Origin of the sequence: Pseudomonas lini, assembly GCF_001042905.1 — a bacterium.
Lineage (GTDB): Bacteria > Pseudomonadota > Gammaproteobacteria > Pseudomonadales > Pseudomonadaceae > Aquipseudomonas > Aquipseudomonas lini.
Map to the genome: position 1 here is coordinate 621,580 of NZ_JYLB01000005.1, position 12,277 is coordinate 633,856.

Sequence of the window (12,277 nt, forward strand, 5' to 3'; positions counted from 1 at the left end):
ATCCAGGGTCGCCGCGAGGGCGAGGTGCGGAGTTTCGAACAAAAAAGCTTCGCGGGCAAGCCTCACTCGTCCAGACGATGCCAAACCCTGTGGGAGCCGGGCTTGCCCGCGATGCAGGCACCTCGGTCTTTCAGCTAGACCGAGGTGATGCAATCGCAGGCAAGCCAGCTCCCACAGGGAACAGTGGGGTTACCAGGGAATGGTCTCACCCCTGTAGTTCACAAAATGATGCCCGCCCTTGCCGGCATACGCATTCACCTGATCGATCAGCCCGCGCGTACTGGTTTGCACATCAATGTCCGCGCCTTCACCGCCCATATCAGTCTTCACCCAACCCGGATGCAGCGACAGCACGGTGAGTTTCTGTTCGCCCAATTGCGTGACGAAGCTGTTGGTCATGGAGTTCAGCGCCGCTTTGCTGGCTTTGTACAGCGCCAGCTCTGGCGCGTCGGGCATGGTCACGCTGCCCAGCACCGAACTCATGAACGCCAATACGCCGCTGTCTTCACGAATCTGCCCGACAAAACGCTGGGCCAGATTGATCGGCGCCACGGCGTTGGTGAAGAACAATTGACCGACCTCGGCCAACGTCGCTCCGCCCGGCGTCTGGACCTCCGGGCCCTTGACCCCGGCATTCACGAACAACAGGTCGAACACTTCACCTTTGAGTTGTTGGCTCAGGGCGATGACCGCTTGCTGATCGTCCATGTCGAGTTTTTCGATCCGCACCTTGCCCAACGCTTGCAAGGCTTCGGCGCTCTGCGGGTTGCGCACGGTGGCGGTGACTTGCCAGCCGTCGGCCAGCAGGGTTTTCACCAGACCGAGGCCCAAGCCTCGGGAGGCACCGATGATGAGTGCGGTTTTTGCCGTAGACATGAATGGCTTCCTTGATGGATGAGAATCACGGATTTAAAGGGTGCTGACTCAAAGGACACTGTTGACCGAGCCGATGTTGCAGTTCCTGACGCAAGACATCGAGTTCGGCGATGCGGGTTTCGATCAGGTTCAGTTTGTCTTGCAGCAGTTGGGTCACGGCATTGGCTGGGTCGGGTGCCTGCCACAGCGCGGCGACGCTGCTGCCGATCTCGCCGAGGGTAAAGCCCAGTCGCTGAGCCGTCTTGATGTACAGCACCAGTTGCACCATCTCCGCCGGATAGTCGCGATAACCATTGGCGCCGCGTTGCGCGGCGATCAATCCGCGTTGCTCGTAAAAGCGCAACGTGTCGCGACTGACGGCGCTGGCCTGGGCTAATTCACCGATGCGCATCTTGATGTCTCGAGATGGCTTGACCCTGGAGCATACTCCAGGCTTTAGCCTTGTTGCTCCCTGAATTTATGGAGCAATGCCAATGTGGACTTCAACGCAATATCGTCAAGTGGTGCGTGGCAGTGCGTGGTACGACCTGATCGTGACCGCTGCTTTTGTAACACCGTGGAGTTTTGCGGCGTTGCATGGCGTGTTGTTGAGCGTGAGCCAGACTTTCAATTTGCCTGGCGAGCTACCGCCGTTCGAGCCGATGCACATGCTGATGGCGAATTTGTTGGGCTCGATTGTGTGCGTGTGGGCGGTGCTGCGGATTCGTGATCCGCAGCAGGTGTTTGGGCGGTATGACGCGGTGGGGAGGTTTCTGTTTTCGGCTTGGCAGCTGTATGCCTTGCTCCACGGCGCGAGTTCATTGCTGGTTGTTTTCTTGGTCTTTGAATTGGCGTGGGGCGCTGCTCAGGTGTTGCCTGTTAGGGCGCCATCGCGGGCAAGCCCGCTCCCACAGTGATCTTGGGTGAACACAGATTTTTTGATCGATACAGAAACCTGTGGGAGCGGGCTTGCCCGCGATGAGGCCCTTGAAGTCTCCGCTAATGCCCGGCCTGCCACGGCTGTCCCAACGAAACCGGCGCATACAACCGTGTGCGCACGGCATCCCGGGACAGCAGCACCAACACCACAATGGTCGCGACATACGGCAGCATCGCCAGCAGGCTCGACGGCATCGCCAGCCCCAACCCCTGCGCCACCAAATGCAGGATGCTGGCGAGCCCGAACAGATACGCCCCGAGCAGCAATCGCCACACTCGCCAACTGGCAAACACCACCAGCGCCAAGGCAATCCAGCCACGACCGGCGCTCATGTTTTCCGCCCACATCGGCGTGTAGGCCAAGGACAAATAAGCCCCGGCCAACCCCGCCATCGCCCCGCCAAACAGCACCGCCAGCGTACGCACGCGCAACACCGGCAAGCCCATGGCACTGGCCGCATCCGGGTTTTCGCCAACCGCCTGAATAATCAACCCGACGCGACTTTTCAGAATCACCCAGGCCACTAACGTGAACAGCGCGAACGACAGATACACCAGCAAGTCCTGAGCAAACAGCATCCGCCCGATCAGCGGGATTTCACTCAACAACGGAATCGCCACTGGCTCAAAACCTGCCAACGGTTTGCCAACCCACGCTGCGCCGACAAAGGTCGACAGGCCTACGCCGAAGATCGTCAACGCCAACCCGGTCGCCACCTGATTGGCGTTGAACACCAGTGCTACCAAGGCAAACAGCGACGACAACAGCATCCCGGCGAGCATCGCCAGCAACACGCCAAGCCAGAGGTTGCCGCTGTTCAGCGCGACGATGAAACCGATCACCGCCCCGAACAGCATCATGCCTTCCTGCCCCAGATTGAGGACGCCACTCTTCTCGCAAATCAGCTCGCCCAGCGCCACCAGCAACAACGGCGTACCGCAACGGACCATGGCGTAGAAAATATTGCTCAGCAGATCGATATCCATCACAAGGCTCCTGCTTGTACGGCGGTGGTTGGTGCACGGCGCGCCCAGCGCAGGTTCAAACGCGGTCGGTAGAGAATCAGTACGTCACTGGCCAGCAGGAAAAACAGCATTATCCCCTGGAACAATTGAGTGATCGCTTGCGGTAGGTTCATGCTCATCTGCGCGCTCTCGCCACCGATGTACAGCAGCGCCATCAACAGGCTGGAAAACAGAATACCGATGGGATTCAGTCGCCCGAGAAACGCTACGGTGATCGCCGCATAGCCGTAACCCGGCGAGACCTGCGGCACCAGCTGGCCGATCGGCCCGGTGACTTCGCACACGCCGGCCAACCCCGCCAAACCACCGCTGATCAACAGCGCCAGCCAGATCAGCCGCTTCTCGCGAAAGCCGACGAAACCTGCGGCGCGCTTGTCCAGCCCGAGCACTTTGATCTGGAAACCGACAAAGCTTTTCTGCAGTAACACCCACACCGCCACCAGCGCGAGCAGGGCGAAATAGACCCCGGCGTGAACCCGACCGTCCTCCATCAACAGCGGCAGTCGACTGGCATCGCCGAACATTGCCGACTCTGGAAAGTTGAACCCGGCCGGGTCCTTCAGCGGCCCGTGGACGCAGAACAGCAGCAAGTTCAGGGCGATGTAATTGAGCATGATGCTGGTGAGGATTTCATTGGCGTTGAAGCGTGTGCGCAACCATGCTGTCAACCCGGCCCACGCGGCGCCGGCCAAGGTGCCGACCACCAGGATTAGCACCAGCGCCCAGCGACTTTGCAAGCCAACGATGTTCACCGCCAACGCACTGCCGGCGAGGGCGCCGAGCAGCAACTGACCTTCGGCGCCGATGTTCCAGATCCGCGCTTGATACGCCACCGCCAAGCCCAATGCGCAGAGCAGAATCGGCAGCGCTTTGACCAGCAGTTCGGAGACGCCGTACAGGTCGCTGATCGGTGCAATCAGCAACGTGTGCAAGGTCAGCACTGGATCGTGGCCCAGCGCGATAAATAGCAATGAGCCGCAGCCCAGCGTCAACACGGCCGCCAGCAAGGGCGAGCACCACAACATCAGGCGTGATTGCTGGCCACGCGGTTCGAGAGAAAGCAGCATGTGAAACTCCGTTAAAGCGCTACGGGGGCAGGTGATTGAGGCGCGTCGAACTGGCCGGCCATCCAGCCGCCGACGTCGCTCAGATGGGTGTCGACGGTGGCCTGCAATGGCGACAGCCGACCGCCGCACAGGGCGCCGAGGCGGTCGCTGATCTGGAACAGTTCGTCGAGGTCTTCGGAGATCACCAAGATCGCCGCGCCAGCATCGCGCAAGGCAATCAACGCCCGGTGAATGGTCGCGGCCGCACCGACGTCCACCCCCCAGGTCGGGTGCGCGGCCACCAGTAATTTAGGCTGCTGAAGGATCTCCCGACCGAGGATGAACTTTTGCAAGTTGCCGCCGGACAGACTGCGAGCAGGCGCCTGGGCATCGGGTGTCTTGACCCCGAAGCGGCGAATGATGTCTTCGGCCAGCGCTTCGACCTTGCTGCGCTGGATCAGCCCGTTGCTGACCAGCCCCTGTTGAAACGCGGTGAGCAGGGCGTTATCTGCCAGGCTCAGCTCCGGCACCGCGCCATGGCCCAGACGCTCGGCGGGGACGAATGCCAGGCCAAGTTTGCGTCGAGCATCCGGCCGCAAATGGGCCACCGGTTGCCCGCCGAAACTGATCGTTGCGCTGTCATCGCGGGGTAACCGTTCTTCGCCACTGAGCAAGGCCAGCAACTCATCCTGACCGTTGCCGGCCACTCCGGCGACTCCCACGATTTCGCCGCTGCGCACGTCGAAATCAATATTCTTCAGAGAGCAGCCGAACGGGTCTGGGTTGTGCCAGGACAATCCCGTCACGTTCAAAAACGCATCAGCGCCAGTGACCTTTGGATAGTCGGTGATCAGCTCGGCGGCTTCACCGACCATCAATTGCGCCAGTTGCCGATCCGAGCACTCCGCCGGCACGCAATGCCCGGCTACCCGACCGCCGCGTAACACCGTGGCGCTGTGGCACAACGCGCGTACTTCGCCGAGCTTGTGGCTGATAAACAGAATGCTGCAGCCCTCGGCGGCCAGTCGGCGCAAAGTGACGAACAATTCGTCGGCCTCTTGCGGAGTCAGTACCGACGTCGGTTCATCGAGAATCAACAGGCGGATGTCTTGCATCAGGCAGCGAATGATTTCCACCCGCTGACGCTCGCCGATGGACAGGCTGTGGACAAGTCGCTCCGGTTCCAGCGCCATGCCGTAGCGTTGTGACACTTCGCGAATCTTCGGCTCAAGCTGCTTCGGTGCTCCTGCCGCAGCGCCCATTGCCAGCGCGATGTTCTGCGCCACGCTCAGGGTTTCGAACAGCGAGAAATGCTGGAACACCATGCCAATCCCGAGGCCGCGAGCCTGGGCCGGGTTGCGCATGGTTACGCGCTGGCCCTGCCAGATCATTTCCCCTGAGTCGGCGTGAGTGACGCCGTAGATGATCTTCATCAGGGTACTTTTGCCCGCACCGTTTTCGCCGAGCAGGGCGTGGATTTCACCGGGCGCAATGCTCAAGTCGATGGCGTCGTTGGCCAGGCAACCGGGATAACGTTTGCTGATTCTGCGCAATTGCAGGCGGGGTATTTGATCGGGGATCGGCACGGGGTTGGACATGACTGGCTCAGGTCGACAGAGGTTATGCCTGGGGATAAAGCAATTTCCTGGCCATTGAGTCAGGAAATCGGCAAAGCCTTGCTGGCATAGGGGTTGTGGACAGTGCCTCGTCATATTCCAATTCCGAATCAGGCACCACTTGAGGGCACGTTCTTTGATCAGGCTCCGGTTTTGCGCGCGGTGAATTGATCAAAAAACGAGCAATACCCTGCAAGCTATGTCGGACATGGGGCTGCGCCAGCCATGAACGGGTTATCCACAGGTTGTTCCACAGTATTTGTGCGCAAGCCGACTGGAGGGGCATAAGCACTGGGGGGCTTTCTTCTAATGGCGATAAACCGCTCTAACTGTTTGTTTTTACGTGGAATAAATGTTGTTGCTGGGGATTTGGATGAAAAATGAGCAAAGCCCGCAAAGCCGCATGACAGAAGGGTTACAGCGGAATGTGCTCAGGTTATCCACAGCCGGGTGCACAGCAGATGTGGGCAAGTATCGAATGCAGGGCGAATCGGGGCGCCCCAAAAGATCGCAGCCTTCGGCGGCTCTCACAGGATTGCATTCCTTACGCAAGTACACGGTCGGAGTAGGAGCTGTCGAAGGCTTCGATCTTTTGATCTTTCTTTTATCGCTGCAACAAAATGCGCCCGCGACTCAAATCCGCCAGCTGCATCTGCAAGGTCTCTATTTGCCCCTCGCCGATCGCCAATTGCAGTTCCACGCCATTGGCCGTGAAGGTTTCTTCTACGACCAAACCGCCCAGTTCCGCTAACCGAAGCTTCACCAGCGCCAACTCGCCAAACGCACAGGCACAACTGACCGGCACCCGGCTGATCAGCTCGATCTTCGGCGCCACTTGCAGGCATTTGTTGGCACCGCCGCCATAGGCCCGGGCGAGGCCGCCGGTGCCCAGTTGAATGCCGCCATACCAGCGGATCACCAGCACCGCGACCTGATCGCAATCCTGCGCTTCGATCGCTGCCAGAATCGGCCGGCCAGCGGTGCCGCCGGGTTCGCCATCGTCATTGCTGCGGTATTGATCGCCGAGTTTCCAGGCCCAGCAATTGTGCGAGGCGTTCAAATCACTGTGCTGCTCGATGAACGCTTGGGCATCAGCTGCGCTAGTGATTGGTCCGGCGAGGGCGATGAAGCGGCTTTTGCGAATCTCTTCGCGGTATTCGCAAAAGCCGCTGAGGGTAAAAGGCATAAGTGTCTTAGATAGCAGGCGTCAGGCCGCAGCCTTTGAGAATGATGCGGATCAGATTGTTGCCGGCGTCTTCCATGTCTTGCTTGGTCAACTTGGTGCGCCCGGTGACACGGCATATCTGCGTGGCAAAATCGGCGTAATGCTGGGTGCTGCCCCACAGCAGGAAGATCAGGTGCACCGGGTCGATCGGGTCCATTTTGCCCGCGTCGATCCACGCCTGAAACACCGCGGCCCGGCCCTGAAACCAGATGCGATAGTCCTGGTTGAAATGCGCGCTCAGGCATTCACCGCCGCTGATGACCTCCATGGCGAAGACCCGCGAGGCTTGTGGCTGGCGCCGGGAGAATTCCATTTTTGCGCGGATGTATCGGGTCAATGCTTCTGCCGGATCGTCCTCGACGGTCAGGGTATTGAAGGTGCTGTCCCACAATTCAAGGATGTTACTCAGCACCGCCACGTACAAACCGAGTTTGTTGGTGAAGTAGTAATGCAGATTCGCTTTGGGCAACCCGGCATTCTGCGCGATGGTGTTCATGCTGGTGCCTTTGAATCCGTGACGGGCGAACTCGTCTTCGGCGGCTTTGATGATGGTCTCTTCGTTCTTCTGACGAATGCGGCTGGCGGGTTTGCCGCCGTGGGCTGGGACTTCAAAGGTCATAGGCACTTCCGAACAGGTAAATGGGTGCAACCAGATGCGTTGATAGCGCACCCACAGGCCGCAGACAAGTCCTGTTGCGATAAAACCTTGGCCACTGCAATTCCACAGGGATTTTCTTGTTCAACGTGTCGCCGCCAGGCTCTCCAGAAAACTCTCCAGCACCAAGTGGGGACGACGGCCCTTGCGGGTGACCGATGCCAGGCTCAGGTCATAAAAACGCGCCTTGGGTTTCAGTGCACGCAATCGGCCCTGCTGCACCCAGAGGCTGGCGTAATGATCCGGCAGGTATCCGATGTAGCGCCCGGTCAGAATCAGAAATGCCATGCCTTCGCGATCCGACGCACTGGCGGTGCAGTTGAGCGCTTGATAGTGGGCCTGGATCTCGGCGGGCAAGCGGAAGGTCGGGGCGATGGCGTCCTGGCTATTGAGGCGTTCATCGTCCAGTTGTTTGTCGTCGACATAAAACAGCGGATGGCCGACCGCGCAATACAGCAGCGAGCGTTCGCTGTAGAGCGGCTGATATTCCAGGCCCGATAGCGCACTGGCTTGCGGCACCACGCCGACATGCAAGCGACCGTCGAGCACGCCTTGTTCAACTTCATTGGGCGCGATCATGCGGATCTGGATCTGCACGTCCGGACCACGCTCCTTCAACTGCGCCAGGGCGTGAGTAATGCGCATGTGGGGCAGGGTGACCAGGTTGTCGGTCAGGCCAATGGTCAACTCACCGCGCAAATGTTGGTGGAGGCCGTTGACCTCGGTGCGGAAACTTTCCAGCGCACTTAATAGCTGCAGCGCTGATTGGTAAACCTCGCGGCCTTCTTCGGTCAGGGAAAAACCGGCGCGACCGCGTTGGCACAAACGCAGGCCGAGGCGTTGCTCCAGATCGCTCATCTGCTGGCTGATCGCCGAGCGACCGATCCCCAGCACCGATTCTGCCGCGGAGAAGCCGCCGCATTCCACGACGCTGCGAAAAATCCGCAACAGCCGGATATCAAAGTCACTGACTTGCGCCAGCGGATCGGGACGACGGCTGCTCATGCTTTGGTTACTCAAAGTTTAGTAGCGGGCTGACTGAAGGTTAGAAAAGTTGGATTTCACCGACTTTATCTCCGTGGCAATTTAGCTGCAAGAAAGCTTTTCATCTCCACGCCGCTTATTGCCCTGCGAGGTTTTGCCCATGAACGTGCCTGAAAACGCCCCGACTTCCCTGGCCAGCCAGCTCAAGCTCGATGCTCACTGGATGCCCTACACCGCGAACCGCAATTTCCAGCGCGACCCGCGACTGATCGTGGCTGCCGAGGGCAGTTGGCTGACAGACGACAAGGGCCGCAAGGTCTACGATTCGCTCTCGGGTCTGTGGACCTGCGGCGCCGGACACACCCGCAAGGAAATCCAGGAAGCGGTGGCCAAGCAATTGGGCACCCTCGATTACTCGCCGGGCTTCCAGTACGGTCATCCGCTGTCGTTCCAGTTGGCCGAGAAAATCACCGACCTGACGCCGGGCAATCTGAATCACGTGTTCTTCACCGACTCGGGTTCCGAGTGTGCAGACACAGCGGTGAAAATGGTGCGTGCTTACTGGCGCCTGAAAGGCCAGGCCACCAAAACCAAAATGATCGGCCGTGCCCGTGGTTATCACGGCGTGAACATCGCCGGCACTAGCCTGGGCGGCGTGAACGGCAACCGCAAACTGTTCGGCCAGGCGATGATGGACGTCGATCACTTGCCGCACACTTTGCTGGCGAGCAATGCGTTTTCCCGTGGCATGCCGGAGCAAGGTGGTATCGCCCTGGCCGATGAACTGCTCAAGCTGATCGAACTGCACGATGCATCGAACATTGCTGCGGTATTCGTCGAGCCAATGGCTGGTTCCGCTGGCGTTCTGGTTCCGCCGCAGGGTTATCTCAAGCGTCTGCGCGAGATCTGCGATCAGCACAATATCCTGCTGGTGTTCGACGAAGTGATCACCGGGTTCGGCCGTACCGGTTCGATGTTCGGCGCCGACAGCTTCGGCGTGACTCCTGACCTGATGTGCATTGCCAAGCAAGTCACCAACGGCGCGATCCCGATGGGCGCGGTGATTGCCAGCTCCGAGATCTACCAAACCTTCATGAACCAGGCGACGCCTGAGTACGCGGTGGAATTCCCGCACGGCTACACCTATTCCGCCCACCCGGTGGCTTGTGCTGCCGGCCTTGCGGCACTGGACCTGCTGCAAAAGGAAAACCTGGTGCAAAGCGTGGCGGAAGTGGCGCCGCACTTCGAAAATGCGTTGCATGGTTTGAAGGGCTCGAAAAACGTCATCGACATTCGTAACTACGGGTTGGCCGGTGCCATCCAGATTGCGCCTCGCGACGGCGATGCCATCGTGCGTCCGTTCGAAGCCGGCATGGCTCTGTGGAAAGCCGGGTTCTACGTGCGCTTCGGTGGCGACACCCTGCAGTTCGGCCCAACCTTCAACAGCAAGCCGCAAGACCTTGATCGTCTGTTCGACGCGGTCGGCGAAGTGCTGAACAAAATCGACTGATTTTTTCCTCTATTCCCTCTAATAGAAAGAAAGGCGCCCTTTGAAGGGCGTCCGTGGACAACTTTTCAGGAGCCCCGCATGAGCCTTATCCCGCATTTGATCAATGGCGAACTGGTGACCGAAGACGGTCGTACGGCCGACGTGTTCAACCCGTCCACCGGTCAGGCGATCCACAAGCTGCCACTGGCCAGCCGTGAAACCATTCAAAAAGCCATCGACTCGGCCAAAGCTGCGTTCCCGGCCTGGCGTAACACTCCGCCGGCCAAGCGTGCTCAGGTGATGTTCCGCTTCAAACAACTGCTGGAACAGAACGAAGCCCGCATTGCACAACTGATCAGCGAAGAACACGGCAAGACCCTGGAAGATGCGGCCGGTGAATTGAAGCGCGGGATCGAGAACGTCGAGTTCGCCTGTGCTGCACCGGAAATTCTCAAGGGCGAGTACAGCCGTAACGTCGGGCCGAACATCGATGCCTGGTCGGATTTCCAGCCATTGGGCGTGGTGGCCGGTATTACCCCGTTCAACTTCCCGGCCATGGTGCCGCTGTGGATGTATCCGCTGGCGATCGTCTGTGGCAACTGCTTTATTCTGAAACCGTCCGAGCGTGATCCAAGCTCGACGCTGCTGATTGCTCAGCTGCTGTTGGAAGCCGGCCTGCCGAAAGGCGTGCTGAGTGTGGTGCATGGCGACAAGGCTGCGGTGGATGCCTTGATCGAAGCGCCGGAAGTCAAAGCGTTGAGCTTTGTCGGTTCGACGCCAATTGCCGAATACATTTACGCCGAAGGCACCAAGCGCGGCAAACGCGTCCAGGCGCTGGGCGGGGCGAAGAACCACGCGGTATTAATGCCGGATGCGGATCTGGATAACGCAGTCAGCGCACTGATGGGCGCGGCGTACGGTTCGTGCGGTGAGCGCTGCATGGCAATCTCGGTAGCCGTGTGTGTTGGTGATCAGGTAGCGGATGCGTTGGTGGCCAAACTGGTGCCGCAGGTCAAGGCGCTGAAAATTGGTGCTGGTACGACCTGCGGCCTGGATATGGGGCCGCTGGTTTCCGGTCAGGCTCGCGATAAAGTCAGTGGCTATATAGAAGACGGCGTTTCGGCAGGTGCGAAGTTGGTGGTAGATGGTCGTGGTCTGAGCGTGGCCGGTCATGAAGAAGGTTTCTTCCTGGGCGGTTGCCTGTTCGATAACGTCACGCCAGAAATGCGCATCTATAAAGAAGAGATCTTTGGACCGGTGCTGTGCGTCGTTCGGGTCAACAGCCTGGAAGAGGCGATGCAACTGATCAACGATCACGAGTATGGCAACGGCACATGCATCTTCACGCGGGATGGTGAAGCGGCGCGGTTGTTCTGCGATGAGATTGAAGTGGGGATGGTCGGCGTCAACGTGCCATTGCCAGTGCCAGTGGCTTATCACAGCTTTGGCGGCTGGAAGCGTTCGCTGTTCGGCGATCTGCATGCGTATGGTCCGGATGGCGTGCGTTTCTACACTCGTCGCAAGGCTATTACCCAGCGCTGGCCGCAACGAGCGAGTCATGAGGCTTCGCAGTTCGCATTCCCTAGCTTGTAAGTAGAAGGGCAGAAGGCCGACCTCTTGAGGTCGGCCTTCGTGTTTTCGGGCTTTTTTGGCCTATATGACAGAAATGTGAAAATTGGTGTTGACGGCAGATTCTGGAAGTCTATAATTCGCCCCACTTCCGGCGCAGTCGAAACGGAAAACTCCTTGGTAAACAAAGAGTTACGCAGTTTTCGGCAGCGGTTACGCTTCAGTTCATCGAAGCCAGAAGGAGTTGGTAAGGCAGTGTGTTTTCGCCTTATTGACGGTTCGATCATCTCGGTCGAAAGCGGAGAAAAAGAGGTGTTGACAGCAGCGTGTAACGCTGTAGAATTCGCCTCCCGCTAACGAGAGATCGGAAGCGCAAGTGGTTGAAGTTGTTAAAGATTTCCAAGCGAAACTTTGAAAACTTCTGAAAATAACCGCTTGACAGCAACAGAGGCTGCTGTAGAATGCGCGCCTCGGTTGAGACGAAAGATCTTAACCAACCGCTCTTTAACAACTGAATCAAGCAATTCGTGTGGGTGCTTGTGGAGTCAGACTGATAGTCAACAAGATTATCAGCATCACAAGTTACTCCGCGAGAAATCAAAGATGTAACCAACGATTGCTGAGCCAAGTTTAGGGTTTCTTAAAAACCCAAAGATGTTTGAACTGAAGAGTTTGATCATGGCTCAGATTGAACGCTGGCGGCAGGCCTAACACATGCAAGTCGAGCGGTAGAGAGGTGCTTGCACCTCTTGAGAGCGGCGGACGGGTGAGTAATGCCTAGGAATCTGCCTGGTAGTGGGGGATAACGCTCGGAAACGGACGCTAATACCGCATACGTCCTACGGGAGAAAGCAGGGGACCTTCGGGCCTTGC

Annotated in this window: 11 protein-coding genes and 1 rRNA gene; 4 read left to right on the forward strand and 8 right to left on the reverse strand. The window is 58.6% G+C overall.

The window, feature by feature from the left end; genetic code table 11:
• Positions 1 to 189: 189 nt before the first annotated feature.
• Complete coding sequence (locus tag TU81_RS18120; protein ID WP_048396207.1) at positions 190 to 876, reverse strand: SDR family oxidoreductase; 687 nt, start codon at positions 874 to 876, stop codon at positions 190 to 192.
• A gap of 25 nt (positions 877 to 901) precedes the next feature.
• Positions 902 to 1,267, reverse strand: a complete 366-nt coding sequence (locus tag TU81_RS18125) for a MerR family transcriptional regulator (protein WP_048396208.1) — start codon at positions 1,265 to 1,267, stop codon at positions 902 to 904.
• 82 nt (positions 1,268 to 1,349) lie between these two features.
• Here TU81_RS18125 and TU81_RS18130 point away from each other — a divergent pair, with 82 nt between their 5' ends.
• Positions 1,350 to 1,772 (forward strand): hypothetical protein, encoded by a 423-nt coding sequence (locus TU81_RS18130; RefSeq protein WP_048396209.1) that lies wholly within the window; start codon positions 1,350 to 1,352, stop codon positions 1,770 to 1,772.
• A gap of 82 nt (positions 1,773 to 1,854) precedes the next feature.
• Here TU81_RS18130 and TU81_RS18135 read toward each other — a convergent pair whose 3' ends face one another.
• The 6 genes from TU81_RS18135 to TU81_RS18160 all read right to left on the reverse strand — a co-directional run bounded on the left by TU81_RS18135 (position 1,855) and on the right by TU81_RS18160 (position 8,367).
• Positions 1,855 to 2,781, reverse strand: a complete 927-nt coding sequence (locus TU81_RS18135; protein WP_048396210.1) for an ABC transporter permease — start codon at positions 2,779 to 2,781, stop codon at positions 1,855 to 1,857.
• On the reverse strand, positions 2,781 to 3,887 hold the full coding sequence (locus tag TU81_RS18140; protein ID WP_048396211.1) for an ABC transporter permease: 1,107 nt from the start codon (positions 3,885 to 3,887) through the stop codon (positions 2,781 to 2,783). The genes TU81_RS18135 and TU81_RS18140 overlap by 1 nt, the downstream gene beginning before the upstream one ends.
• Before the next feature lie 11 nt (positions 3,888 to 3,898).
• The gene (locus TU81_RS18145) at positions 3,899 to 5,464 is read right to left on the reverse strand and encodes an ABC transporter ATP-binding protein (protein ID WP_038978832.1); all 1,566 of its coding nucleotides are present in this window, start codon (positions 5,462 to 5,464) and stop codon (positions 3,899 to 3,901) included.
• A gap of 622 nt (positions 5,465 to 6,086) precedes the next feature.
• Entirely contained in the window at positions 6,087 to 6,668 is a 582-nt protein-coding gene (locus TU81_RS18150; RefSeq protein ID WP_048396212.1) for an IMPACT family protein, read from the reverse strand.
• Between the two features lie 7 nt (positions 6,669 to 6,675).
• Positions 6,676 to 7,326: a TetR/AcrR family transcriptional regulator gene (locus tag TU81_RS18155; protein WP_048396213.1), complete on the reverse strand. Its 651-nt coding sequence runs from the start codon at positions 7,324 to 7,326 to the stop codon at positions 6,676 to 6,678.
• Positions 7,327 to 7,446: 120 nt separating this feature from the next.
• Positions 7,447 to 8,367 (reverse strand): LysR family transcriptional regulator, encoded by a 921-nt coding sequence (locus TU81_RS18160; protein ID WP_008006295.1) that lies wholly within the window; start codon positions 8,365 to 8,367, stop codon positions 7,447 to 7,449.
• Positions 8,368 to 8,506: 139 nt separating this feature from the next.
• Between TU81_RS18160 and TU81_RS18165 the strand changes: the two genes are divergently transcribed.
• The 3 genes from TU81_RS18165 to TU81_RS18175 form a co-directional block, all read left to right on the forward strand.
• Positions 8,507 to 9,856, forward strand: coding sequence for an aspartate aminotransferase family protein (locus TU81_RS18165; protein ID WP_030128382.1), 1,350 nt, complete (start codon positions 8,507 to 8,509; stop codon positions 9,854 to 9,856).
• Between the two features lie 78 nt (positions 9,857 to 9,934).
• Positions 9,935 to 11,428, forward strand: a complete 1,494-nt coding sequence (locus TU81_RS18170) for a CoA-acylating methylmalonate-semialdehyde dehydrogenase (protein ID WP_048396214.1) — start codon at positions 9,935 to 9,937, stop codon at positions 11,426 to 11,428.
• Positions 11,429 to 12,064: 636 nt separating this feature from the next.
• A 16S ribosomal RNA gene (locus TU81_RS18175) occupies positions 12,065 to 12,277 on the forward strand; the annotation flags it as partial.